Origin of the sequence: Haladaptatus sp. DJG-WS-42, from assembly GCF_037198285.1 — an archaeon.
GTDB lineage: Archaea > Halobacteriota > Halobacteria > Halobacteriales > Halococcaceae > QDMS2.
In genome coordinates this window covers 1,997,979-2,021,594 of sequence record NZ_CP147243.1, presented here as the reverse complement: position 1 = coordinate 2,021,594, position 23,616 = coordinate 1,997,979, and the positions used below count along the sequence as shown (strand labels likewise).

The following is a 23,616-nucleotide window of genomic DNA, read 5'->3' as shown; positions in this document are numbered from 1 at the left end:
TCGTAGTTGAGTGAAAGCGGCGCTTCCACGAACGGTGGTGAGGCGTTGACCTGCTAGAGATTTGAACCTCAGTCGCTTTGATTTATTCTACAAGTTCTTTTAGTTGAGTAAGTGATTCCTCCGTTCCTCGAATTGCATCTTCTTCCTTCCAGAATGTGAGAATTTGATCCTCAATGAGCCCCTCTAAAAATGTGAGTATGTGATCGGACGGGCGTCGAGAAAGTAGGAGACAGCGAGACAGCGTTTTTGTGTCCCAATTCGCGTTATTTCGTACGTCAAAGTAGCTGTATTCGAGGAGTTGTCCAAGTGCTTTCCGGATTTGTGCACGCTCATTGTATGCCCGTATCGACTTCGCTTCACAGAGAATTACGTCCGTATCGTTTGCCATCAGAAGATCACTTCGATCCGTTTCACCCCCTTCAAATCCTCGTGCCGACAAATAATCTTCAAAGATATCGAGCGTAGCTTCGTGTTCGAGTGTTCCCCCAATGACCCTTCCAATATTCGTGCGATACGTAACCGCTTGTTCCTCGACATCTTCGTTCAGATTTCGGTCTCGGTTGCGGTCGCGTATTTCTCCGCTGGACGTGAGCACCGAGTCATCGTCTTGGAACTCTGAAAGTGAGCGATCTTGTGTTTCAGATTGTTCAGGTAGCTCTTGATTCTGAATCGGTCTCCCCTCAATTCGCTCAAGTAAGAGTGGAAAGAGTTTGCGAGGGTGTTTGACGTTCCCGGGTGAACCCTGTGCAGGAATGCGATAGCCAGCACGCTTGTCCATCTCAGCAAAAGTGATTATACGCTTATTTAGAAGATGGACATCTCTGATCATCTCATCCAAGTCTTTGTCTTTAACTGGTGCGTCTCTGATCGACGAAGCGTCGCCGAACCACTGAATCTCTGAGAAATGGATGAGATACGGATACATCTCATCGTTGTGGAGCTCGCCCCACCACGTTGGCTCTTCTTTTCGACTCTTTGCACCCACTACACCGATCCCGATCACTCCGCCACCCACATCAGCTACTTTTTTCTTCGGAGTTGTCTGAAGCGCCGACTTAGATGCATGGAATAGGAATACTTCGCCTACTTTGATTTCTTTCCAAGCCTCTTTCTTGTCTTGACGAAACCCCCAATATCCATGGTACAACGTTGTGACCCAGTGTTCAATTGGGCCTGTGACTTTCCTAAAACCATCTTCTAAAGAGATATCCGTCATTGTTTACCTGTTGAAAAGCTATCAATCAGACACTAATAGCGTACCGGAGATTTTGCAGGAGATTTGAACCTCAGTCGCTCGCTCCTTGGTTCAAATTCACTGGACGGCTCCCACAACATTTCAGACCGTGTGAGCGACAACACAGTCGCTCACGGGTTGTAGAAATGTGGTACGCCGAGAGTGAGATTTGAACTCACGAGTCCGAGGGACAGTTGCTTTCGAGGCAACCGCCTTGGCCGGGCTAGGCTATCTCGGCTCTGAATGAGATTACCGGCGTGTTGCGTTTATCCGTTTCGATTTTTGCTGGCCCAGAAGCATGAAATCCGGCAGACATAAACGCCCGCCCGACCGCGATATGTGCATGAATATCACGGAGGCGAGCGCGGAGTGCGAAGCCGTCTTAGACGGCGTGAGCACGGCGGTCATCGCAAACCGCGACTTTCTCGAAAGCGTCCTCATGGGAATCGTCGGACAAGGGCACGTGCTCATCGAGGACGTGCCGGGGACGGGGAAGACCCTCACCGCCCGGAGCTTCGCAAAAGCACTCGGCCTCTCGTTTTCGCGCATCCAGTTTACCCCCGACCTCCTGCCCTCCGACGTGACCGGGACCCACGTCTTCAACGAAGGCGACCGGACCTTCGAGTTCACGGAAGGCCCTATCTTCGCGAACGTCGTGCTCGCAGACGAGATTAATCGCGCGCCGCCGAAGACCCAAGCCGCGTTGCTCGAAGCCATGGAGGAAAAACAGGTGACGGTCGATGGCGACACCCACCAGCTCCCCGACCCGTTTTTCGTGATGGCGACGCAGAACCCCATCGAGCAGGAAGGCACGTTCGCGCTCCCAGAGGCGCAGGTAGACCGTTTCGCCGTCAAGACCGCGATTGGCTACCCGAACGAAGGAGGCGAGTTCGACCTCCTGAAACGCCGTGCGGCCCGGCGCGTCCAGAGTCCCTCGGTCGAACGTGTCCTCACGACCAAGCGCGTTCGCGCACTCCAACAGGCCCCAGAAAACGTCCACGTCGAAGACGACGTTTTGCGCTACATGGTCGCCATCGCCCGCGAGACGCGCGCAGACCCGCGAGTCAGAATCGGCGTGTCACCCCGTGGGACACAGCGATTGTTCGAGGCGGCGCGCGCCCGGGCGGTCATCGTCGGCCGCGAGTACGTCACGCCTGACGACGTGAAGCGAATCGCCCCCACGGTGCTCGCCCACCGCGTCGTCCTCACGCCGGATGCGAAAATCAGCGACATCACGAAAGCGACCGTCATCGACGACGTGCTCGACGCCGTCCCCGTGCCGACAATCGACTAACCTACCCGCGAAGCACGGACGTGAGCACCAGCGCGCCGACGAGCAAGAGCACAAGTGCGGTGAGCGAGTCCGTCCCCGCGGCCCCTACATAGGCTCCATACCCGACTACACACGCGAATGTGGCAACCACGAAGCTCCCTTTCGCGTGCACGAGTTGGGCGCGTTTCGTCGGGGCGTGTCTCCCAAGTTGCTCCCCGAGACCGATTGCGTTCTCGCCGATGTCCCACGCCACCACGGTCGCGCTGACGCCGAACAGTGTGAGCGGGATGGAAAGTCCAGACACCCCGGCGAGAAGGAGCGCGACGAACATCACGCTCGCGCCGATAGTCACCGCGACGCGCCTACCGCGGAGGACACCAATGGCGATGCTGAGGACGCCCGCGAGTGCGAGCAACACCGTTTCCGGGCCTGCATACGCGGCGATGAGCACGGCAACCAGCGCGACGCCCATCGTGAGTACACGGCCGAAGTCGGAGGGCGTGCGGTCGATGTCGGTCATTGAGCGAGCCTCCGCGTCGCCTTCGCGAGCGTTTGGGGGAGCGATTCGGTTGCGGGCCAGTCGATGACTCGAATCCCGACCGAGCGCAGATTCGACAGTCGTGTTTGGCGCTCGATGCGCGCAAGCCGTTGGCCCGGCGTGGTCGTCGCCGTGGGGTCTGGGCTGAGCACGGTCACGAGATGGCCGTAGGCGTCGAAGCGGCGCGCGAGCGACGCGATGTAGTCGTCGCACATCGGAGAGATGAGGACGAGCTGTGCGTGACTCGGCAGCTGTTTTCGAAGCTGGTTCACCCGTACCGACGGATAGAACGGGCCGGTCGGTGGCGTCGCCGTGAGCGATTCGTGGGTCGAAAGCGCTTCTCTGACTCGTGCGCGGTGTTCGCCATCAGCGCGTGGGCCAAGCCAGAGTGGCGTTGGCGAGAGCGTCGCCACGCCGACCTGGTCGCCCTGTGCGAGCAGCGACACGAAGGCGTGAGCAGCAGCATCGACGCTGCGCGTGACCGCTGTGTCGGCGTCTTCGTCCGGAGCGACGTATGCGGCGTCACGAGCGTCGATGAGCAACACGACGGTTGCCGCCCGCTCTTCTCGAAATTCGAGCGTCGAGAGCCGCCCTGTGCGTGCCTTTCGGTTCCAGTCGATGCGCCCGAGCGGGTCACCGGGGCGGTACTCGCGGGTGGCGAAAAACTCGATGCCCGACCCGCCCGTGTCGGTTTCGACCTGCCCGGCGTACTGTGAGGTCTGGGCGCGAAGCGGAAACGTGCCCACTGGTGGCAACGGCGCAACGCACGCGAGGGGCGACTCGCAGGCCACCTGTACGGCTCGTTCGACCGTTCCGGGCCGATTCCGTGCGAGCGCGAACAGCGGCCGGAACGGGTGACTTCCGCGCACCGCTTCGACCGTGTAGGAGAGGGTTACCGACGCGCCGGGTTTGAGCGCGGTCGCCCGCCGTGGCGACCCATCGACCACCTCCACGCCCGCCGGAACGCCGTCAGTGAGCCTGAGGTCTGCGAGCGTGCCGTCGCCCTCGTTCGTCACGGTCGTCGTAATCTCGACCTCCTCGCCGGGGTCGGGCGTCGGATTCGACACGGTTCGTGACACCTGAAGCGAAACGGGAGGTGGGGTTCGAAGTTGGGCGTAGGCGGCGAAACCAATGCCAAGGACGCCCGCGAGCAACACGGCGGGCCGATTCGTGAGGACACCGAGTGCACCGGCGAAAAAGGCGACGACGCTGATGCCCGTCCACCGGCCAGTCTGTCGGTCTATCACCGTTCCGAGGTCTGGGAGGTCGTCCGGGTCGGGGCGTAAGTGCTTACGCATTCAGCGCTCCTCCGTGATGAGTCGCCGGTTGAGCGCGTCGATGACGTGGCGGGCGCGCTGTTGGAACAGCGAGTCAGACATGAGCGACGTTCTGAGAAACCCACCGAAGTACCCAGAATCGTCTACGTCTGCGGCGAAAAACGCCGCAGCGTGAACGTCGTCCGTCCACGTTCCCTCGCGGAGTTGGTCGGTGGCTTCTGCCTCTGAGAGCCCGCCGTAGCGCGTGAGTACGTCGAGGGTCGCTCGTTCGAGCCGGTCTCTGACCGCGTCCCGGCGGCGCGCCCCACGCATTCGACCCATCGCGCCGAGGCCCCCAAAGCCCTCGTCGAACTCGGTGCCGGGAATCGTGACGGGGTCACGGTACTCGACCGGTATCGTCGTGGCCGCCTCGTCGGTCGAGTTGAGGCGGTCTGTGGCCGCGCTCACAGCTTGGACGAGTGCCACGACACCGAGGATGGTGACGAGGAGTTGGGTTTGGCTAACGCCGTCGAGGAGACCGGGAACGAACGCGACGGCGATGCCACCGACGACCGCACTCGCGCCGAGAAGGGAGAACAGCGCGCGACTGACCCTCATGGCGCATCCTCCCCGTAGGTACGTTCGATGCGTTTGAGCGCGTTCACGGCGCGGGTTTCGTGTTCCGTGGTGGGCGTTTCGCCGCCGTAGCGTACGTCCTCGAACAGCCGCGTGAGTTCGGTCACGTCTTCGCGTGCCATTCCGGCCGCGACGGCCGCGTCGGCGAACTCAGATGGCGTACTCGTTCGCGGGTTTGGCAAGTCGAGGTGGTCGGTCATGGCCTTCCACGCACGGTACACTTCGTTTTCGGGTTCGCCGTCAAACTGTTCGATGCGGCGGGCAGCGCGACCGGCAACTGCGCCGAGTTCTGCCACGTCAACGGGCGGCGCGCCGGGAACCGTCGCTTCCTCGTCGTCATCACCACGGACAGATTTTGTGTACGCGAAAATACCGAGTACAAGGACGAGACCGAGGAGGATGGCCACTGGCGTCGAGACGGCTGGTTGCGGGGCGACCACCGAGTTCGTCACTTCGCCAAGCGTGCCGCCGCCGGGTAGCGAAATGCGGTCGCCAGAGCCAAAACCCCCAGCGCCATCTGGGAACGAAAAGCCCCCCGCACGGAGCAGGTAGTACATGAACACGGCGAGAAAGATGCCGACCCCGAACACGAGTACGGGGCCTTTGACGCCGTAGTCTTTGTAGAGGACGACGATGCCGACGAGTGCGCCGATGACGATGAGAATGCCGAGCAGTTTCGATAGGAGGCGATAGAACGGTGAGACCGCTTCGTCGATGGGTTGGGGTGGAGCGGGGCCGCCAAAGGAGAACTCCTCGTCCGGGCCGACGCCGATGTCGCTCCCGCCGACGCCAGCACCCGGCGACGAGTCTGCGGTGGCGTCTAAGTTCGCAGCCGCGACGGAGAGGGCGAGCACAGAGAGGAGGGCGATGGCGGCAAGCGTAGCGTGCTGCCGGTTCACACGAAACGTAGGCCGCGGGCGGAGTTTAGGTTTTTCCCATTCTGTCAACAGATTCGTCGGCCTATGCTTTCTGCACCCAGACGTTCACGTCCTCGCGGATGTGGTCTGGCACGTCCGCATCATCGTAGTTTTCGAGGTGGATGGTGTACACGTCGCCCCGGGCCGTGATGTGACCCGGGCCGAGACTCTCGAAGTGCTCGCTCAGGCCGTCGTCCCACTGTTCAGAGACGATATGGGACAGCATGGCGAACATCGCATCCTCTTCAGAGATGCCGTAGCGACCCTGCGACTCGACGATTTTCACGCTGCACGTCGGACACTGGTGAATCTCGTAGCCACCAGTCGTGGCGAAGATTTCTTCCTCGAAGTCGATGGCTGCGAGGCGTTGTTCCATCTGGCCGTGGGTGCCACAGACGGCCTTTTCTTCGGGCTGGTCGCCAATGTAGAGCGGGTTGTAGTCGTTGTCGAGCATGTCCCAGTCTCCGTCTGTGCGGGTAATTGCGTTGTGGTCTCGGGTCAGCGTGCGGGTGTTTCGAGAAGTCCCTCGATAAATTCTGAATCGAGATGTTTCGTCACCAACTCCGCCGCCCGGTCTGCGGGGTCGTCGGTTGCGTCGGCGAAACTGGGAACCGATTTCTCAGCAGCCGAAAACACCGCTTCTACGAACGCCCGGCGAAGCGAGTCGTTCTCGAACAATCCGTGCAGGTACGTGCCAAGTACACGCTCTGTCGCCGCGCTCTCGGGGCCGAGTGGTCGGGCCACCGACCCCGACGCGCTCGTCCGACCCATGTGGATTTCGTAGCCGGTGACAGTTCCGGAGAAACCGGCGAGCAGTCCGTGTCCGTCCACAGCAAGAGTTGGCCGTGTCACGCGCTTTTCGGGCAAGAACTCGGTCGTGACTGGAAGGAGGCCGAATCCCTGAATATCGCCGCGTTCGCTCGTGCTCTCTACTTCGACGTTCGTGAGGCGGTCGCCAAGCAGTTGGAAGCCACCACAGATGCCGACGACGGGGCCGTCGAAGGCGCGAATGCGCTCGCCGAATCCGGCCTCGCGGAGCGCGAGCAGGTCATCAACGGTGTTTTTCGTGCCCGGGAGCACGACGGCATCAGCCACGTCAAGCGAATCATTGAGGGGGACGAACGCGACTCGCACACCCGGTTCCGCGGCGAGTGGTTCGAGGTCGGTGAAGTTCGAGATGTGCGGCAGTCGAGGCACGGCAATCGTGATTGCAGCCGTCTCAGAGACGCCGTCCTCTGTGCCCCACACCGCACGTTCGGCCGCCGCCGGCAGCGAGACACTGTCCTCTTCGGGCAAGCCCGGGTCGTCGTAGGGGAGCACGCCGAGACACGGCACGCCGGTTCGCGCTTCTAACGCAGAAAGTCCAGAATCGAGCAGGCTCGGGTCACCGCGGAATTTGGTGATGGCGGTGCCAATCACGCGCTCGCGGAGGTCGTCGGGCATCAGTTCGAGCGTCCCGTAGAGGCTGGCGAACACGCCGCCGCGTTCGATGTCGCCGAGCAAGAGGATGTCCGCGTCCGCGAACAGCGCGGTTTCGCGGTTGGCGAGGTCGCGGTCTGCGAGGTTGATTTCCGCGATGCTCCCCGCGCCCTCCGCGACGATGACGTCGTATTCGGCAGCGAGGCGCTCGAAGGATGCTTCGGCGGCGGCTTTCGCGCGTTCCCACCCGGCTTCGTAGTAGGCTCCGGCCTCGAAGTTGCCGACGGCTTCGCCCTGAATCACGAGTTGCGACTGGCCATCACCGCGCGGTTTGAGCAGCACAGGGTTCATATCCGTCGTCGCCGGAACCCGCGCTGCGCGGGCTTGGACGAACTGCGAGACGCCGATTTCGCCCCACTCGCCCGCACGCGACAGCGCGACCCGCGCGTTGTTGCTCATGTTCTGCGCCTTGAACGGCGCGACCGACACACCGGCGTCAGAGAGGGCGCGACACAGGCCTGCGGCGACGGTGCTCTTGCCGACGTGGCTCGCGGTTCCGGCGACCAGAATCGTCCGCGTCAATACTCCGTTCCTCTCCGGGCGCGCTGGCCCGCGTCAAAGGGGTGTTTGTGCTTTTTCACTTCGGTCACGAGGTCTGCGCCCTCAAAGACGTACTCGGGCGCTTCGTGCCCACCGGTCAACACGAGTTCGAGATTCGGCGGTTTGTTCTCAATGAGTGCAACCACGTCTTCGGGTTCGACCAGCCCGCGGTTCGCGGCGTAGAGAATCTCGTCTAAGATGAGCATATGGACGCCCGCTTCGGGTTCGCCGTCGAGCGCAATCGGCTCGTCGAGCGAGACACCAGAAGCTCCCCAGAGCAACTCGCGTGCCCGGTCGAGACCGGCTTTCGCGCGGGCTTCGTGTTCGTCGTCGTCGCTCTCGTCTAAGAAGCCGTGCCAGCCGTAGCTCCCCGAGGTTTCGTAAGTGAATCCGGGGAAGGCGTCGATGGCGTTGTACTCTCCGCGCACGTCCTCGACGCTCGAGGCGCCGCCTTTCATGAACTGGAGGAAGTGGACGCGGTAGCCGTGTCCAGCGGCGCGAAAGCCCATGCCCAGCGCTGCGGTGGTCTTTCCCTTCCCGTTGCCCCACCACACCTGCACCAGCCCGAACTCCTCTGGGGACCTCGGTTCGATGGCGCGAGCGGTCGGCGTCCGGCCCTTTCCGGGGGTGTTTTTGAGCTGTTCTTCGCGTTGGGATGAATCTGAATCGGTCATTGTAGTGGGTCGAAAATGGTTGCGCGGTCGGATGTGGTGACGCCGTACTTGGCGTCAGCAACGCTCTCTGGCATCGGTTTGTCGGGGTTTCCCGCGTAGCGGGCGGCAAGCGAGGCGCTCACGGCTTCGCGCACGCAGGCTCGCGCCGCCGTGCCAACGCGGGTTGCACTCCCTGTGAACGTGGCGTCCTCGCCTGTCGGGTCACAGCCGACGATGACGGCGTCCGTCGTCGTCCCGGTGAAGCCAGTTTTCGCAAGCAAGGTCGCGGTTTTCGCCTCGACAGCCACGCCGAGCAGCGTTGCCATCGCGTCGTCCGCAAGCGCACGGTCGGTACAGAGAATGACGTTCACGGTTCCGGCGTCTGGCTGTTCTACTGACGACGGGTCGCCCGACGGCTCCATCGGGAGCACTGCCGGATTCGAGACGCCTGCGGTCGCAAAGGCGACGACACCGTTCAGTTTCGCACCCCGAAGGTGTTCCATGTCGACGCCTGTGAACAGCGTCGGCCCCGCTCCGTCGAAACCAGCCTGTGCCCTGCGTTCTCGGGCATACTCACCCAGGTCGGTTCGCGCCCATCCCTCCGGGACGCTCACGTTGAACGCGGCGTCGGCGTCGGCGAATCCGCCGTTCCACCCGGTCGACAGCCACCGGCTGCCGGGTTGTGAAACGCGGAGCACGTCTTGGCGGACAGTTGGCTCAAACATCACAAAGCACCGCCAGCAGTTCGTCGTTCTCGTCCGGCAGCCGAATTGCGACCCGAACGTGCGACTCAAGGCTGCGGAACGTCGTCGCGTCGCGGATGGCGATGCCGTGTTCGAGTGCGCGGTTGAGAAGGCTCGTCACGTCGCTGTCGCCCACGTCGAGCAACAGGTAGGGCGCGTCTGAGGGATGAACCGTGAAGTGTTCGCTGAGGGTCGCCGTCATGCGGTCGCGCTCGGTGGCTACGCGCTCACGGGTTTCTGTGATGAAGTCGGCTTGGCGCATACAAAACGCACCGACGGCGAGCGTGGGCGTGCCCATGTTCCACGACCGACGAGCGGTGAGCAGCGAGTCACGCAGGTCGCCGTCGGCGACAGCAAAGCCAGCCCGAATGCCCGGCAGGCCGAACAGTTTGGTGAGCGAGCGCGCCACGATGACGCCCGGTTCGCCCGCGAGCGAGGGGTGGTCGGTGAAGCCGAGGAACGCCTCGTCTACGAGCAGTGGCGTCCCGGAGTCGTGGCAGGTGCGAGCAAATTCGCGGAGCGCATCAGGGTCGTATGCGTCGCCGGTCGGATTGTTCGGGTTGCACAGGATGGCGAGTGCGTGACCGTCCGGGTCGGCTTCGAGCAGTTTGTCGTGTGGCACGAACTCGGGCTGTGCGCCCTGCAATTGCACCTCGCGGGCATATTCTCCGAAACTCGGGTACGGGACGAGCACGGAGTCGCCGGGCGACACCGTACACTCGATGGCGAGGCGAATCGCGGCGAGGCCGCCCGGCGTCGGGATAATTTTGGATGGGTCACAATCGACGTACTCCGCTGCTGCGTGGCGATATGTTTCGGGCGGTTCCTGCGGATAGGTTCGCGCCTGTGCGAAGGCTGCTTCGTACACCTCGCGGACGCCCGGCGGCACGTGCGGATTCGTGTTCGCGCTGAAGTCGAGCAGTTCGGGGTCGTCGCTGCTGCCGTGAGGAACCCGCTCTGCCGTACGAATCGCCTCAGGCTCCATTATCCCCCACCAACCGGTCGTAGCAGTCGACGAGTTGAGCGCGCACGTCGGCCATCGGTACGTTGCGTTCTGCGGCGACGGCGAGCGCGCCACCCATGCCCGCGCCCTCCTTTGCGACGCCCGCGCAGTAGTGTTCCATTGCGACGTGATCTTCGTCGTGGAAACCGGGGTCGGTGACGGTAAGCGTGAGGCCAAGGTCGGCCGCAGCCCCTTCGACATCCGACGACGGGTCGTTTGCGACGAACGACGTGGTGGCGAGTTCGAGCGGAGCTTCGACGCCCGCGTGACGGACGAGCGCGGCGGCCGCAATCTGCTGGGTGCCGCCAGCGAGCGTCACGCGCGCGCCCCGAGACAGTGCGCCAACGGCGATACCAGCCACCGCTGCGAGCATCGGGTCGCCCATGTGTGTGACCGCCTCGATGGGACGTTCGGCGCAATCGCCGGAGTCGAGGTCGCTCGCGGCGAGCCCCTCCTCAACGACACGTGCTTTCAGCGACTGTGGATTCTCAGGGAGCGACGACGAGGTTGCGTGCGGTTCTCCGAGGGCAGTGAGCACACCGAGTGCGGTCGTCGTCCCGCCCGGGATGGTCTCGCCGATGACGAGGTGGTCTTCGGGGAGCGACTCGCCGAGTTCGACGCCGCGTTCGTAGATGGCCGCAGCGTTCGGGACGGGTTCTCGATTTCGGATGTCGCCACCGGGCCGGTCGCCGAGTTCGACAGTCGGCGCACCCGACGGCGCGGCGAGCCCCGCGTCCACGACGAGCATCGGAAAGTCCGTACACTCGCGCACTGCGCGCGTGACGATTGCGGGGGTGGGACAGCCATCCGGGCTGACCGGCACGACCGGCGCGAGCGTGGGCCTGCCGTACTCGATGAGTTCGGCGTCCGCGGGCGGCGTGTGAGCCATCAGCGTTCGGGTCGCGCCCGCGGCGCTGATACCCTCGATTTGGGCGGTTTCGGTCGCGGCGCACGCGAGGACGAACCTCATCGCCACACCTCCGCAATCTGGGCGTCTGTTGGTCGATTCACGTTCACTGCCAGTCGTGGGTCAGCTGAGAGAAACATGGTTTCAGAAGTGGATGAGGCAACGATGTTCACGCCGGTTGGCGCGACGGGTTGCCCCTCGTGGTCGAAGGTCAGGTCTGCGCTCACGCCCAACTGGGATTTGAGCGCGGCGGGGACGCAGACGGTGAGCGAGTCACCGTCGTAGGCGGCGAGGACGGCGTCGAGAACCTCGCCCGTGAGCAAGGGCAAGTCTGCGGCGACGGTGAGAACGGGTTCTGAGAGGTGAGCAAGGGCGTCGCCGAGGTCGGCAACGTAGCCCTCGCCGGGCGTCTCGATTTGCGGGAACGAGTCGAGGTGGCGGGCGGTTTCGGGGGTGTGCGGCGAGACGGCGACGACAGTGTTGTCGACGCGACTCTCTGTGAGTGCCCCAATCACGGCGTCAATCATTGGCTCGCCAGCGATTTCGTAGAGCGGTTTCTCCACGTCGGTGTCGAGGCGCGTGCCCCGGCCGCCGCACATCACCAGCGCATCCATGCGACCACCCCCGCGTGGAGCGCGACGGCGCGCGCGAGTTCGTTGGTCGCCCCGAGCACGTCGCCGCTGACGCCGCCGAGCGTGCGGTTCGCCCACCAGAACACGACGAGCGCGGTAGTGAGTCCGGCAACGAGCGCGACTGCTGCGGCCGGGTTTGGCCATGAGAGCGCTGCGACAGGAAGCGAGACGACGAGCGGAAGCACGAAGGAACGCGAATCGAGCGGTTCGGTGAGTGCAGACCCGAGTCCCTCGTGGGCGGCCGTCCCGAAGCACGCGACGAACACCATCCCGAGTTTGGCGCTGACCTCGGCTGCAACCACAACCGCGAGTGCCGCGAGCGCGAGGCTCGCAAGCGAGAACGCGGCCGCCGCAACGCCGAGAAACACGACACAGACGGCGAGGACGGCACCGACGCCGACGGTCGTATCGCGCATCACGTCGCGTCTGCGTTCTTGGTCGCCGTGTACCGCGAGGGCGTCACCGAGGTCAGCAACGCCGTCTGCGTGGTTGATGCCGGTGACGACGAGCAACCAGCAGACGAACACGATGGCCGCCGTCGCTGGTGGAAGCGGGAGCAAGAGGGGAACGGCGAGGAGGGCACCGATGACGTAGCCCGCGAGCGGGAACGCGACCGGCGTTCGCAAAAACGCCTCCCACGCCGTCCCGGTCTGCCCGACGGGAACCTGCGAGAGAAAGCCGAGCGCGCCGCGAAGCGCGGTCAGAACCACGCAATCACCCCGGCGAGGGCGAACGCGAGGAGGGCGGCGACGTTCACAATTCGGACGCCCCGAGTCGCCCCTTCGGAGGTCGGCAGCGATGCGTCGGGATTCAGCGTGTAGGTGTCGGGTTTTCGCAGTTGGGCGTTCGTCGCCGCCGCGAGCGTCGCCATTGGCCAGCCCGAATTCGGCGATGGCGGCGCGTGTGCCCACCGCCGAGCCACAGACAGGGCGCGCAGATTTCGAGCAGCAACGGCGAGCAAGAGTGCGCTCACCCGAGCGGGAAGCCACATCACGACGTCGTCAAGCCGGGCACTCGCGGTGCCGTGGGGTTTCGCGGGATAACCGAGCATCGAGTCGAGCGTGTTCACGGCTTTCACCCACACAGCGGCTCCGACGCCAAGTGCGAGCGACACCTGTGCGCCGAGCACGAACGCGAGCAAGGGCGCGACGAGCCCGTCTGCGAGGTTTTCGGCCGCGCTCTCGACCGCGCCGCTGCGGAGTTCACCCGGCGAGAGGTTGGTGGTGTCTCGACCCACGAGGCCGCGGATGTGGCTGTGCGCGGTCGGGTTGTCTGCGTCTACGGCGGCGAGGACGTCGCGGGCGAGCGAGACGAGCATGCTCCGGCTCGTGGTCGAAAACAACCAGAGCCCGGCGACAATCGCGGCGAGAAATGGAACGGTCACGAGGAGAATTGTGCCCGCAGCGATGGCTGCGACTGCGAGTGGGAACAAGAGCGCAATCGACATGCCGACGAGTTTTGGTGTGCGCCAGTCACGGTCGAGCGGCGCGATAAGCTGGCCGAATATCGCCACAGGGTGGATGCGCGCGGGTGGCTCAGCGAAGCGCGCATCGAGCGCGAACGCAAGTCCCACGGCGATCACGGCCAGCAATCCCATCAGTGTGCCTCCAACCAGTCGGGAAACTCGGTGAGCGGCACGTCGGAGAGCAGGACAGCGGTTGCACCCGCGTCGGCCGCGCCGCCGTCTGTCGCGGGGTCGTCGCCGACGTGAATCAGATTTTCGATGGGTGTGTCGAGCATTCGCGCCACCGACTCGAACGCGCGGGCGTCGGGTTTGCGCCAGCCACACCCGAGGCTCGTCATGATGCAGTCGAACATCGGAGGATACAGCTCAGAGCGGATGAGCGTCCGGTTTGCGAGGTCGGGGACGCTGCAGTTTGAGAGGATGGCGACTGGGCCGTGGGCTGCGGCGGCTTTGACCGCTTCGACGGCACCTTCGCGGGTGGTCACCTCCGGATCGAATGCGGCGACGAGCGCACGGCGCACCACGTTGCCGTGGCCGTCGCCACCGACTCTGAAATCCACGTCACGGCTGCGAAGGGCGGCGTTTACGTGCGCTGGAAGCGGCACTTCCGCACCCTCGGGGGCGTCGATGTGTACCTCGTGGTAGGCGTCTTCCCAGTCGTCGGGGACGGGGACGTTTCTCGCGGCCAGTTCCGCGCCGACCGCGGCGGCTGGATTCTCCGGATATTCGGCCTCGACAAGCGTCCCGAACAGGTCGAACGAGACGCTCACTGTGGCCCTCGGTGGGCAAACCGCTTTGCTGAGTGTGTGGGCGAGCGATGAAACACGGTTGTTGTGACCTCTGTGTAAACCAATAAAAATGTATCTAAGGCAAGTATGATTGTCTATGAGTTGGCAAACTACTCGGGGAACTGGCGCTGAAACATACGACAACCGTCACGCCTACTTAAAAAATTCAAGCAAGTCAAAACAGAGACATGAGTGTCGCTAGCACAATGATTAAGCACATTGCATGAGACAATGAGATAAGACGTGTCAACTCGCACGCTTCCTTTCGCCCCCTCAATTGGTAGCATCGCTGGTCTCGGAGTGCTACTGTTCGTCTTTTTTCTGTCACATCTGCTTCTCATAGACGAAATCGGACACCTGTTCGACCTCCACCACATCGTGGAGTTGGGGCTGCTTGCTTTGTTACCAACGACGTTACTCCTCGGGGTTGGGTGGCTCAGAGAGAGCGCGTTTTCAGAGGAGATACGGTGGCGTATCACGGGATGGGTGATTGCCAGTACCCTCGCGGTTGGCACGCTTGCGACACTCGCTCTCTTTGCGATTGAATTCCCCCTTGTCAGTGACGGTGCGAGTTTCCTGTTGCCGGTGGCCGCAGGTGTCGGAGCGAACGCAGGATTCGTCATTGGCACGAACGAAGCCCGCGCGATACAGCACGCAGAGGCAAGTGCACGCGCAGAGCTGTCGGCTGAGTTCGCAGAGGCAGAGCGCGGTCGGCTCCAACACCTAAACGACCTGTTGCGCCACGACATCCTGAACTCGGTGATGGTGATTCAGGCGATGGCAGACGTCTTACTCGAGACGAGCGAGGACGAAACCGAACGCGACCGTCTCAAGCGGATTCGTCGCCAGAGCGACCTCGTCACCGAACTCATCCAAAACGTGCGCATTCTCGCCCAAATACCGACCGATGAACACGAACTCGAAGCAATCGACCTCACTGAGATTCTCACGGTCGAAATCGAGGCGCTCAGAGAAGCGTACCCGGCGGCGACACTCGACCTCACGATACCCGACCACGTCTACGTCCACGCAGACACGCTGGTCGGGTCGATTTTCATGAACCTCGTCAGAAACGGTATCGTCCACAACGACAGTGATTCGCCGCACGTCTCGCTCACCGTGACAGAAGCCGACGATACCGTCTCAGTGCGCGTCGAGGACAATGGTCCTGGCCTCCCTGAGTACGTGAAAGAAACCTTGTTCGAACAGCAAGAAAACACAGACCACGGCCTCGGCCTCTACCTCGTGAAAGTGCTCGTAGAGAACTACGATGGAGCGATTTCACTCACCTCGACGGGCGAGGAGGGCACGGTGTTCACCGTCACACTCACAGCGGTCGACGCTGTGGAGGCGCTCTCGGTCGAGCCGTAAAATCCGCAGACACGCAGCCAAATATGGTACACCGTCCCACAAACCTTTCCTCTGTTGCACCCACACCGTGAGTAATGGCAGACACACAGGGTGCGGTGGGACACACAGCAACAGTTCGGCTCTGTGGTGACGACACGGCCGTCCGCGACCGACTCATGAGCGTGGCGACGGAAGCGGCAACCGACACGCCGGTTGTCACCGTGGGTTCGACCGGGATTCCCGACATCGAACCGCTCGTCGCGCTCAGCCGTGGCGGCGTGACTGACTTTCTCGCACACCCGGACGAGGCCACGCTTTCTGACGTGATTTCCGCCTTCGAAGACGGAACACTCGCAGCCGACCACGCAGATTTTTCTGTGACCCACGAGGAGACGCAGTGGACGTTTCCCGCGCCCGATGTAGGGCCGCTTGCAGTCGGCATCAGGCGCGCCCTCGCGCGCTGTGGATGGGTCGTCCCGGACGCACCGACAGACTACGACGCCTTCGCGTACGAGCACGCACGCGAAGCGGGAGACGATGCGACCGCACGGCTTCGACGCCTTAGCCTACTCGGGCGCGGCCGCGGCGACGGTCGCACTGACCAACCCATCACCAAAGCGTGGGACACCGCCCGCGAGAGCGCGGGTGACCCGGTGGTGGTCGTGAACGCAAACGAGAGCGACCCGCGCAATCAGACCGACCGAACCCTGCTCTGTGGCGCACCAATCGACAGCATCGACGCCGCACTCGCTGTCGCAGAACTGGTGGGTGAAGACGCCCCCGCAGACGTGGTGTGCTACCTGAACGAGGCGGACGAACTCGCCCAAAAACGGGTGCGGGATGCGGTCGCTGCGCTCGAAGCCGAATTCTCGCTCTCGAACCCTCCAGAAATCGTCGTCGGCCCCGACCGCTTTATTGCCGGTGAGATGACGATGGCGCTCGAAGCCATGGAGGGAAAAGACCGCCTCGAAGCGCGACTCCGCCCGCCAACACCCGACGTGTTTGGGCTGTACGGCCGCCCCACCGTGATTCACACCCCGCGAACGCTCGCACAGGTTCGTGAGGCGATTCTGTCTCCCGACCGCTTTGACGCAGGAAGCGCAGACCCAGGAACGCGCCTCGTGACCGTCACGGGTGGCGATTCGACCGCGACCGTCGAACTCGCAACCGACGACTCGCTATCTGCGGTTCAGGAGGCGGTGACCTTTGAGGGAGCGCTCAAACTCGCCTGTGTTGGCGGGCAGTTCGGCGGCCTCACGCGAACGCTCGACGTTTCTGCGAATGCACCCACGCTTTTGGACACGAATCTCGGCACCGACGGTGCGGTCGAACTGTTCGGCGCGCACACCTGTCCCGTCGCGCTCGCTGGCACGCGCTCGCGCTTTGCCGCGGAGGAAAACTGCGGCCGGTGCGTGCCGTGTCGAGAGGGATCGACCCAGTTGGTGACCCTGCTCCGGAACGTCTATGATGGTGAGTACGACAACGGGAAAATCCGCGAACTTGCCCGCGTCATGCGCGAGACGAGCACGTGCGACTTCGGCCAGCTGGCCTCACGGCCGGTGACGACGGCGATGGCCGCCTTCGAGCACGAGTTCATCGAACACGCCGCCGGGCGCTGTCCGACCGGCGTGTGCGAGGAGGTGTGAGATGAGCACTGACGAGCAAGACCCACTCCCCGGCGTTCCGCGCATCGACGACCCCCGGTCGAGCACCCCGCTCACCGAGACGTTCAATCCGGGGACGGCAAGCGACCCCGAGGTGGGCACGACGGGAGAAGAGATGACGACGATTACGGTGGACGGCACACCCGTCGCGCTCCCGCCCGGTTCGACCATCATCGACGCACTCGGGAGCGTGGAGACGGCAGCAACCGTCCCCGCACTTTGTTACTACGACCGCCACGAGGCGGGCGAATCGTGTCGAACCGACGCCGCAGACGGCATTGGGCCGCGAAGCGAGTGTCGCACCTGCATGGTCGAAACCGACGCGCATGGACTGGTTCCGGCATGCAGTTTCCCGGCAGAAGACGGGCTTTCCGTGAAAACGGACGCGGGCGGGGCGACGGAAGCCCGCGACGTGAATCTCGACCTCGTGCTCTCGAATCACAACCTCCGGTGTACGACGTGCAACCAGAACGGGCGGTGTGAGCTCCAGGACGTGAGCATCGAAAACGACGTGATGCACCCGCGCTACGGCGTGTTCGACGACCGCGACGAGTACGAACCGCTCGACGATTCCCACCCGTTCATCCAAGTTGACCGCAACAAGTGCATCCTCTGTACACGGTGCGTTGACGCCTGCAACGACGTGCAGATGGAAGGCATCCTCCGCATCGAAGGTTCGGGGTCGGATACGAGAATCGCCTTCCAGAACGGCGCAGAGGCGATGGCCGACTCTGAGTGCGTCTCGTGTGGCCACTGTGAGACGGTGTGCCCGACCGGGTCGCTCACGGCGAAGGGGATGGCCGATTTGGCGACGCTCCCGATTCCCGGCTTCAACCAGCGCAACTCGATTGGAAATGTCATCGAACACGAGAAGGCGGAAACTGCAGTGAAAAACGACGCGCCAAATCGCGGCCTCGGGGGAGTAAGTGAAAAAGAGGTGGCCAAAAAATCCGGTGTGGCGCGGATGATGGCGCGAGCGAAACAGCGCGCGCAGAAAACGGCCGACGGTCTCGGTGAGAAGGCGATGAAAACGGTCGAACACACCGCAGAAGACCTCGCGGCGCGCACCCTGCCCGAAGGCTACCTGTTCTCGGTGGCGAACGCCGTGAGCGACGTGCGCCTGCGGAACGTCGAGAAGACGGAGACGACGTGTGGCTACTGTTCGGTTGGGTGTCGATTCGACGTATACACCAAACACGACGACTTCCTCGGCGTCCAGCCAACCGACCCCGACGTGGCCCCCGTAAACGACTTTTCGACCTGCGTGAAGGGGAAATTTGGTTATGAGTTCGTGGACGCGGACGACCGCCTGACGAAACCACTGATTCGCGGCGCGGACGGCGCGTTCCGCGAAGCGTCGTGGGACGAGGCGCTAGACCGGGTGGTGGAAGGCTTTAGCGAGATTCGCGAGGAATCCGGCCCCGACGCGCTCGTCTGCTTTGCCTCCTCTAAGTGCACGAACGAGGAGGACTACCTGATGCAGAAGTTCGCCCGGCAAGTGTTGGGAACCAAGAATATCGATAACTGCGCGCGATTGTGTCACTCCTCGACCGTCGCCGCGCTCAAGCAGACCGTGGGCTTCGGGGCGATGACCAACCGCATCAACGAGGACATCGGGAAGACCGACGCCTACCTCATCACCGGGTCGAACACCACCGAGAGCCACCCGGTGCTCGCCACGCGCATCAAGCAGAACGTTGACGCGGGTGCGGACTTGGTCGTGTTCGACCCCCGGAAGGTCGGCATCGGGGAGCACGCAACACAGTTCACGCGCGTGAAACCCGGCTTCGACGTGGCGTGGATTAGCGGCCTCACGCGCTACATCATCGAACACGACCTCCACGACGAGGCGTTCGTCGAGGAGCACACGAAGCACTTCGACGAACTGGTCGAGAAGGTCGAACCGTTCACGCCCGAAGAAGTCGAACGCCTCACGGAGGTTCCGGCCGACGAACTCGTACAGGCCGCGGAGACGCTCGCGACCGCAGAAAACGTCGTCTTCGGCTGGGCGATGGGCATGACCCAGCACTCACACGGCACGCAAAACGTCCTCGCGCTCGCCAACCTCGCGCTCACGCTTGGACAGGTCGGCAAGCCGAAAGCCGGGCTCTCGCCGTTTCGCGGACACAACAACGTCCAGGGCGGAGGCGGCGACATGGGAACCCTCCCGAACTCCCTCCCGGGGTATCAGGACGTGACCGACGAGTCGGTGCTCGACAAATTCGAAGAGGCGTGGGGCGTCCGGCCGCCGAACGAGGTGGGCTTGAAAGTCCCGGAAGCGTTCGATGAAGTCCACGAGGGCAACGTCCGGGGGATGTACATCATGGGCGAGAATCCGGCGCTCTCAGAGCCTGATATTAGCCATGCCGAGAAGGCCCTCGAAGACCTCGATTTCCTCGTCGTCCAAGACATCTTCCCGACGGAGACGACCCAGTACGCGGACGTGATTTTGCCTGCGGCCGCGTTCCCCGAGAAAGACGGGACGTTCACGAACACCGAACGACGCGTCCAACTCGTCGGCAAGGCGATGAACCCGCCGGGCGAGGCATGGCAGGATTACGAGATTCTCCAAGCCCTCGCAACCCGTATGGGCTTCGACTGGGACTACGACCACCCGTCCGACATCATGGACGAGATTGCAGAGGTGACACCGATTTACGGCGGTATCGACCACGACCGCCTCGCCACCGAAGGCGGCCTCCAGTGGCCCTGCTGGGACAACGCCCATCCGGGCACGCCGTTCCTCTACGAGGACGGGTTCAACTTCGAGGACGGAAAAGCCCGCTTCGTCCCCGCGGACATGGGGCAACCGGGCGAACTGCCCGGCGAAGAGTACCCACTCACGATGACGACAGGGCGCGTGCTCTATCACTTCCACACGGGGACGCTCACCCGCCGTGTCGAAGGCATCATGTCGCACGTCGGCGAGAGCTTCGTGGAGATTCACCCTGAGACCGCAGCGGCACTGAAAATCGAAGACGGCGACTACGTGAAGGTGGAGTCAAAACGCGGCGAAATCACCGTGAAAGCCGTCGTCACCGACCGCCCCGGTAAGGGCGTCGTGTTCATCCCGATGCACTTCGCGGCGGGGGCGGTAAACCGACTCACCAACGAGGCGTTCGACCCTGTGAGCGGCATCCCCGAGTACAAGGTGGCGAGCGTGCGCGTCAGTCCGGCCGACCCGGATGACGTGACCGACCACGCACCGTCCGACGACTGACGTCACGAGAACTGGCTGACCCGAACGTTCTTTTCGTCCGCTGTCGCCTGTCGCATCATGGCCGACGAACGCTACTACGACGAGTGGGCGACGTTTTACGACGCAGAGCATGGCGCGATGACCGATGACATCACGTTCTACGTAGACCGCGCCCGCGACGCAGACGGGCCGGTTCTCGAAGTCGGCTGTGGGACGGGGCGCGTCTATCTCGAACTCCTTCGGGCGGGCGTCGATGCAGATGGCATCGACCTCTCTACGGGAATGCTCTCGGTGCTTCGAGAAAAAGCGCGCGCAGACGGCCTCGAACCGAGCGTCCGGCAGGCGGATGTCACCGACTTCGACCCTGACCGTGAGTACGCGCTCGTCATCATCCCGTTTCGCGCGTTCTTACATCTAACCGACTTCGCAGACCAACTCGCGGCCCTGGAAACCATCCGCGACGCGCTGGCATCCGGCGGACAGTTAGCGATGAACATCTTCGCCCCCGACTTCGACATCATCTGCGAACGCTACGGCACGCCACAGGAATCCACCATCGAACGCGACGGAGACGAGTACACGCTCGTCTCGACGACCGAATTCGTAGACGAAGTTGACTGTATCGTCCGCGACCGACGCAAACTCTACGACGCAGACGGCGAGCAGGTGTTCGCACAGGAGTTCCGCATCAAACTCCTGTTCAAGCGTGAACTCGAATTGCTGTTCTCCCTCGCGGGGTTCAGTGATTGGTCGGTCGCGGGCGGGTTCGACGGCGACGAATTGACGTCGCCGACCCAAGAGATGGTCTGGGTTGCAGACAAGTAGCCGCCTGCCTGCCGGGTGCTATTTCACCGCCGATTGCGTAGTCGTTGATATGCCTGCTGCCGTCATCCTCGCCGGGGGTCGCTCGACGCGCTTTGGCGAGGCGGACAAAGCCGTCGCCCCCCTCGCGGGTGTACCCATGATTCGTCGCGTTGCAGACCGGCTCGTGGACGAAATTTCGGAACTCGTCGTGAACTGTCGCAGTGACCAGACCGACGCCATCCGCGAGGCGATGGCGGGCTACCCACATCCCGTCACCTATGCGGAAGACGAGGAACCGGACGAAGGGCCGATGGCTGGCATCAAAACCGGCCTACGGGCGGTCAAAGCCGAATACGCCGTCGTCGTCGCCTGTGACATGCCGTTCGTGGATGCGGACCTCGTCTCGTATCTGTTCGAGCGGGCGGCTGGTCACGCCGCCGCCGTCCCGAAACTGGACGACGGCTGGTATCAGACGACCCACGCGGTGTATCGCGCACAGACGATGGCAGACGCGTGTGACACCTCGCTTTTGGCAGGGAACCACAAAATCCTCGACCCGCTGTTCGAACTCGACTACGTCATTGTGGACGACGAGGCGATTCGTGGGCACGGCTCGACGGAAAGCTTCGCAAACTGCAACACCCGTGAGGAGTTCGAGGCGGCGGCGGCGCGATTTTGAAACGCTCTCATTGCCGCGACATACCGGCTGAAGGTACACTATAGCTATCCACACAACCGGCTTCAGAGAGCGATATGGGAGATTCATCGACTGAAAACCACGCGGATGCGCCCCACATCATCCTCAAACCCGACGCATTCCACGAAGAAGACGGCGGACTGTACATCGACTGTCCGGCCTGTGGATCATCGACGCCACTCATGTACCTCGTCGAAAACGGCCACTGCAGTGGGTATGTAGACGTTGAGATGAGCGAATCCGATTCGGACACCGACCCGGTTGATGGCACCTGTCAGGCGTCGCTCTCGCTCGAATTGGTCTGGGAGGAATAGTCCGGAAAGAGTCGCTCAAAAAGTCCCTGAAACCCCCGCAGTTAGAACTTGCGGAGGTGGATTTCGTCGTCGGTAATTCGGTCTGCGTTGGTCGTCTGAACCGGGTAGGTCTCTTCGTCTTTGTCCTCCCAGCCGAGCTTGGCTTGCAGTTTGTCGAACACCCCGGGTTCTGGGTTGCCGTAGGCCATCCCATCACGAACCGCAGCGACCATCCCGACTTCGTTACCGTGTGCATCTACAACGCGCTTTCCAACGTCACTGTCAGTGAAGCTTTGCTCCTGCATGACAAGTAATCGGTAATGTGCGCTCAGACGTTATTATTTAGTTACAAATGTCGAATGAATTAATATATTTTTGCAGACACTCATTCGAAAAACACATAGACTACACGCCGATAACTCACAGAGAAAGGGGTGTCATAAAAGTGACTAGTTGGCAGGTGTTTAGGAGAATACTGCCGCAATAGCGGATTAATTCTTCCCAACTATGTGTCTATAACACAGACAGTAGCGCTTAGTTCGAAACTAACATTCATATCGACAGACAGCTTCGGCTCATCGCTCAATTACGGCGACGAGCGGCGTCTCGCTGGTCATCTGCGCGAGAACGACGCGCGGCACGTCTGTGCGTGCGAGCACTTCGTCTGCAATCTCACGGGCCACCGCTTCGAGCGCCTCGGTATCGACCATGTTGATGAGCGGGAGAGCGGTCGCACCCTCTGGAACGCCTTTCAATCCTCCCTGTTCGCTGGCGAGGATGGTTGCGACATCTACTGGCGTGAGTTCGTGGCCGAGCGCGGTTCCAGTCACGTCCGCGACGCGCTCTGGGCGGTGAACGTGCGTCTCTGCGAGCGGCTTGCCGACGGCGCGCGCGCTGGCGATGGGGATGACCGTGTCTGCAGTTTTGGGTAGTTGGGGTTCGCGGTCGTTCGGCGCTTTGAGCAACCGGGTGCGTGCGCCGTCTGCTTTGACGAGTACGGGTGCGTCGGTCGCGGCCGCGAGACGGTCGACGATGGCAGGGTCGTAGCCCTCATACCGGTCTTCGCGTTTACGTGCGGCGACGAGGCCAAGCGGCCAGTCGTGCGACGAGTCGAGCGCGGAAACGGGGTCACCGGTAACGACGACGTCACCCACCTCAGCATCGAAAATCGGGATGCGAACCGTGGCCGTGACGATGGCACGCGAAAGGCGGTTTGCAAGCGTATAGAGCGTCGTTTTCTTCCCACCCGCGCCGACCACGCAGACAAGTCCGGCGTCCGCGGCGAGTGCTTCGGCGATGTCCATTGGCTCACGGTACGAAGCGTGGCGAGAAAAAGACCTACTGGTGCGAGTTCTGCCGATATATCATCGTATTCTAGGAAAGTCAATATTGTCGAAGGATACATCCCATAAAAGCCCGAGAGTATGGTCAAACAATGACGACAGTGAGACGGGTACAGTGATGGGATGCCAGCGCATCGCACTGTTCGTACTCGTAGATGACGCCACTGCGGTCATCTCCCTACTAAGACGTCGAGCAGCGACA

General features: G+C 62.6%; 24 protein-coding genes and 1 tRNA gene. 7 read left to right on the top strand and 18 right to left on the bottom strand.

The features are described 5' to 3' along the window. Positions 1-82 precede the first annotated feature (82 nt). Both V5N47_RS10965 and V5N47_RS10960 read right to left on the bottom strand, forming a co-directional pair. A complete protein-coding gene (locus tag V5N47_RS10965) occupies positions 83-1,216 on the bottom strand; it encodes a hypothetical protein (protein ID WP_338727513.1) in 1,134 nt (377 codons plus the stop codon). Between the two features lie 172 nt (positions 1,217-1,388). After that, positions 1,389-1,472 (bottom strand) — tRNA-Ser (locus tag V5N47_RS10960). A 105-nt stretch (positions 1,473-1,577) separates the two neighbouring features. On the opposite strand from V5N47_RS10960, the gene V5N47_RS10955 reads away from it, so the two are divergent. Beyond that, complete coding sequence (locus V5N47_RS10955) at positions 1,578-2,528, top strand: MoxR family ATPase (protein WP_338727511.1); 951 nt, start codon at positions 1,578-1,580, stop codon at positions 2,526-2,528. Between the two features lies 1 nt (position 2,529). On the opposite strand, the gene V5N47_RS10950 is transcribed toward V5N47_RS10955, so the two are convergent. From V5N47_RS10950 to V5N47_RS10885, 14 genes are all read right to left on the bottom strand, one after another. Beyond that, the gene (locus V5N47_RS10950; protein WP_338727509.1) at positions 2,530-3,027 is read right to left on the bottom strand and encodes a hypothetical protein; all 498 of its coding nucleotides are present in this window, start codon (positions 3,025-3,027) and stop codon (positions 2,530-2,532) included. Continuing rightward, positions 3,024-4,343 (bottom strand): DUF58 domain-containing protein, encoded by a 1,320-nt coding sequence (locus tag V5N47_RS10945; RefSeq protein ID WP_338727507.1) that lies wholly within the window; start codon positions 4,341-4,343, stop codon positions 3,024-3,026. Before V5N47_RS10945 ends, V5N47_RS10950 begins: the two co-directional genes overlap by 4 nt. Next, on the bottom strand, positions 4,344-4,919 hold the full coding sequence (locus V5N47_RS10940; protein ID WP_338727505.1) for a hypothetical protein: 576 nt from the start codon (positions 4,917-4,919) through the stop codon (positions 4,344-4,346). It lies immediately after the preceding gene. Then, positions 4,916-5,836, bottom strand: a complete 921-nt coding sequence (locus V5N47_RS10935; RefSeq protein ID WP_338727504.1) for a DUF4129 domain-containing protein — start codon at positions 5,834-5,836, stop codon at positions 4,916-4,918. The genes V5N47_RS10940 and V5N47_RS10935 overlap by 4 nt, the downstream gene beginning before the upstream one ends. Before the next feature lie 61 nt (positions 5,837-5,897). Continuing rightward, positions 5,898-6,308 (bottom strand): hypothetical protein, encoded by a 411-nt coding sequence (locus tag V5N47_RS10930; RefSeq protein WP_338727503.1) that lies wholly within the window; start codon positions 6,306-6,308, stop codon positions 5,898-5,900. 44 nt (positions 6,309-6,352) lie between these two features. Beyond that, entirely contained in the window at positions 6,353-7,855 is a 1,503-nt protein-coding gene (locus tag V5N47_RS10925; protein ID WP_338727502.1) for a cobyric acid synthase, read from the bottom strand. Then, positions 7,852-8,547, bottom strand: coding sequence for a cob(I)yrinic acid a,c-diamide adenosyltransferase (locus tag V5N47_RS10920; protein ID WP_338727500.1), 696 nt, complete (start codon positions 8,545-8,547; stop codon positions 7,852-7,854). Before V5N47_RS10920 ends, V5N47_RS10925 begins: the two co-directional genes overlap by 4 nt. Beyond that, positions 8,544-9,251: an adenosylcobinamide amidohydrolase gene (locus V5N47_RS10915; protein WP_338727499.1), complete on the bottom strand. Its 708-nt coding sequence runs from the start codon at positions 9,249-9,251 to the stop codon at positions 8,544-8,546. The genes V5N47_RS10920 and V5N47_RS10915 overlap by 4 nt, the downstream gene beginning before the upstream one ends. Continuing rightward, positions 9,244-10,254 (bottom strand): threonine-phosphate decarboxylase, encoded by a 1,011-nt coding sequence (locus V5N47_RS10910; RefSeq protein WP_338727498.1) that lies wholly within the window; start codon positions 10,252-10,254, stop codon positions 9,244-9,246. Before V5N47_RS10910 ends, V5N47_RS10915 begins: the two co-directional genes overlap by 8 nt. Next, positions 10,244-11,242, bottom strand: a complete 999-nt coding sequence (cobT, locus tag V5N47_RS10905; protein ID WP_338727497.1) for a nicotinate mononucleotide-dependent phosphoribosyltransferase CobT — start codon at positions 11,240-11,242, stop codon at positions 10,244-10,246. Before cobT ends, V5N47_RS10910 begins: the two co-directional genes overlap by 11 nt. Next, a complete protein-coding gene (locus tag V5N47_RS10900) occupies positions 11,239-11,778 on the bottom strand; it encodes an NTP transferase domain-containing protein (RefSeq protein ID WP_338730292.1) in 540 nt (179 codons plus the stop codon). Before V5N47_RS10900 ends, cobT begins: the two co-directional genes overlap by 4 nt. Beyond that, on the bottom strand, positions 11,778-12,521 hold the full coding sequence (gene cobS / locus V5N47_RS10895) for an adenosylcobinamide-GDP ribazoletransferase (RefSeq protein ID WP_338727496.1): 744 nt from the start codon (positions 12,519-12,521) through the stop codon (positions 11,778-11,780). The genes V5N47_RS10900 and cobS overlap by 1 nt, the downstream gene beginning before the upstream one ends. Beyond that, complete coding sequence (gene cbiB / locus V5N47_RS10890) at positions 12,512-13,408, bottom strand: adenosylcobinamide-phosphate synthase CbiB (protein WP_338727494.1); 897 nt, start codon at positions 13,406-13,408, stop codon at positions 12,512-12,514. The genes cobS and cbiB overlap by 10 nt, the downstream gene beginning before the upstream one ends. Continuing rightward, entirely contained in the window at positions 13,408-14,046 is a 639-nt protein-coding gene (locus tag V5N47_RS10885; RefSeq protein ID WP_338727492.1) for an HAD family hydrolase, read from the bottom strand. Before V5N47_RS10885 ends, cbiB begins: the two co-directional genes overlap by 1 nt. Before the next feature lie 318 nt (positions 14,047-14,364). Between V5N47_RS10885 and V5N47_RS10880 the strand changes: the two genes are divergently transcribed. From V5N47_RS10880 to V5N47_RS10855, 6 genes are all read left to right on the top strand, one after another. Next, positions 14,365-15,435, top strand: a complete 1,071-nt coding sequence (locus V5N47_RS10880; protein ID WP_338727490.1) for a HAMP domain-containing sensor histidine kinase — start codon at positions 14,365-14,367, stop codon at positions 15,433-15,435. A 74-nt stretch (positions 15,436-15,509) separates the two neighbouring features. Then, complete coding sequence (locus tag V5N47_RS10875) at positions 15,510-17,060, top strand: NADH-ubiquinone oxidoreductase-F iron-sulfur binding region domain-containing protein (RefSeq protein WP_338727489.1); 1,551 nt, start codon at positions 15,510-15,512, stop codon at positions 17,058-17,060. 1 nt (position 17,061) lies between these two features. Continuing rightward, positions 17,062-20,298 (top strand): formate dehydrogenase subunit alpha, encoded by a 3,237-nt coding sequence (gene fdhF, locus V5N47_RS10870; protein ID WP_338727487.1) that lies wholly within the window; start codon positions 17,062-17,064, stop codon positions 20,296-20,298. A gap of 57 nt (positions 20,299-20,355) precedes the next feature. Next, complete coding sequence (locus V5N47_RS10865) at positions 20,356-21,102, top strand: class I SAM-dependent methyltransferase (RefSeq protein ID WP_338727486.1); 747 nt, start codon at positions 20,356-20,358, stop codon at positions 21,100-21,102. Positions 21,103-21,151: 49 nt separating this feature from the next. After that, positions 21,152-21,760: a molybdenum cofactor guanylyltransferase gene (locus V5N47_RS10860; RefSeq protein WP_338727484.1), complete on the top strand. Its 609-nt coding sequence runs from the start codon at positions 21,152-21,154 to the stop codon at positions 21,758-21,760. A gap of 74 nt (positions 21,761-21,834) precedes the next feature. Next, entirely contained in the window at positions 21,835-22,092 is a 258-nt protein-coding gene (locus V5N47_RS10855; RefSeq protein WP_338727483.1) for a hypothetical protein, read from the top strand. Positions 22,093-22,133: 41 nt separating this feature from the next. Here the strand turns inward: V5N47_RS10855 and V5N47_RS10850 are convergent, their stop codons facing one another. Next, positions 22,134-22,376 (bottom strand): PRC-barrel domain containing protein, encoded by a 243-nt coding sequence (locus V5N47_RS10850; RefSeq protein WP_338727482.1) that lies wholly within the window; start codon positions 22,374-22,376, stop codon positions 22,134-22,136. 270 nt (positions 22,377-22,646) lie between these two features. Continuing rightward, on the bottom strand, positions 22,647-23,375 hold the full coding sequence (gene yqeC / locus V5N47_RS10845) for a selenium cofactor biosynthesis protein YqeC (RefSeq protein WP_338727480.1): 729 nt from the start codon (positions 23,373-23,375) through the stop codon (positions 22,647-22,649). Positions 23,376-23,616: the final 241 nt, after the last annotated feature.

Excerpts from the sequence above, each read along its gene's own strand:
- V5N47_RS10855 (WP_338727483.1), top strand. The coding sequence starts at position 21,835 with ATGGGAGATTCATCGACTGAAAACCACGCGGATGCGCCCCACATCATC.
- yqeC (WP_338727480.1), bottom strand. The coding sequence starts at position 23,375 with ATGGACATCGCCGAAGCACTCGCCGCGGACGCCGGACTTGTCTGCGTG.
- V5N47_RS10915 (WP_338727499.1), bottom strand. The coding sequence starts at position 9,251 with ATGTTTGAGCCAACTGTCCGCCAAGACGTGCTCCGCGTTTCACAACCC.
- V5N47_RS10965 (WP_338727513.1), bottom strand. The coding sequence starts at position 1,216 with ATGACGGATATCTCTTTAGAAGATGGTTTTAGGAAAGTCACAGGCCCA.
- V5N47_RS10860 (WP_338727484.1), top strand. The coding sequence starts at position 21,152 with ATGCCTGCTGCCGTCATCCTCGCCGGGGGTCGCTCGACGCGCTTTGGC.
- V5N47_RS10875 (WP_338727489.1), top strand. The coding sequence starts at position 15,510 with ATGGCAGACACACAGGGTGCGGTGGGACACACAGCAACAGTTCGGCTC.
- V5N47_RS10850 (WP_338727482.1), bottom strand. The coding sequence starts at position 22,376 with ATGCAGGAGCAAAGCTTCACTGACAGTGACGTTGGAAAGCGCGTTGTA.
- V5N47_RS10950 (WP_338727509.1), bottom strand. The coding sequence starts at position 3,027 with ATGACCGACATCGACCGCACGCCCTCCGACTTCGGCCGTGTACTCACG.
- V5N47_RS10900 (WP_338730292.1), bottom strand. The coding sequence starts at position 11,778 with ATGTGCGGCGGCCGGGGCACGCGCCTCGACACCGACGTGGAGAAACCG.
- V5N47_RS10940 (WP_338727505.1), bottom strand. The coding sequence starts at position 4,919 with ATGAGGGTCAGTCGCGCGCTGTTCTCCCTTCTCGGCGCGAGTGCGGTC.
- V5N47_RS10865 (WP_338727486.1), top strand. The coding sequence starts at position 20,356 with ATGGCCGACGAACGCTACTACGACGAGTGGGCGACGTTTTACGACGCA.
- V5N47_RS10920 (WP_338727500.1), bottom strand. The coding sequence starts at position 8,547 with ATGACCGATTCAGATTCATCCCAACGCGAAGAACAGCTCAAAAACACC.
- V5N47_RS10955 (WP_338727511.1), top strand. The coding sequence starts at position 1,578 with ATGAATATCACGGAGGCGAGCGCGGAGTGCGAAGCCGTCTTAGACGGC.
- cobT (WP_338727497.1), bottom strand. The coding sequence starts at position 11,242 with ATGAGGTTCGTCCTCGCGTGCGCCGCGACCGAAACCGCCCAAATCGAG.
- V5N47_RS10930 (WP_338727503.1), bottom strand. The coding sequence starts at position 6,308 with ATGCTCGACAACGACTACAACCCGCTCTACATTGGCGACCAGCCCGAA.
- cbiB (WP_338727494.1), bottom strand. The coding sequence starts at position 13,408 with ATGGGATTGCTGGCCGTGATCGCCGTGGGACTTGCGTTCGCGCTCGAT.
- fdhF (WP_338727487.1), top strand. The coding sequence starts at position 17,062 with ATGAGCACTGACGAGCAAGACCCACTCCCCGGCGTTCCGCGCATCGAC.
- V5N47_RS10945 (WP_338727507.1), bottom strand. The coding sequence starts at position 4,343 with ATGCGTAAGCACTTACGCCCCGACCCGGACGACCTCCCAGACCTCGGA.
- V5N47_RS10910 (WP_338727498.1), bottom strand. The coding sequence starts at position 10,254 with ATGGAGCCTGAGGCGATTCGTACGGCAGAGCGGGTTCCTCACGGCAGC.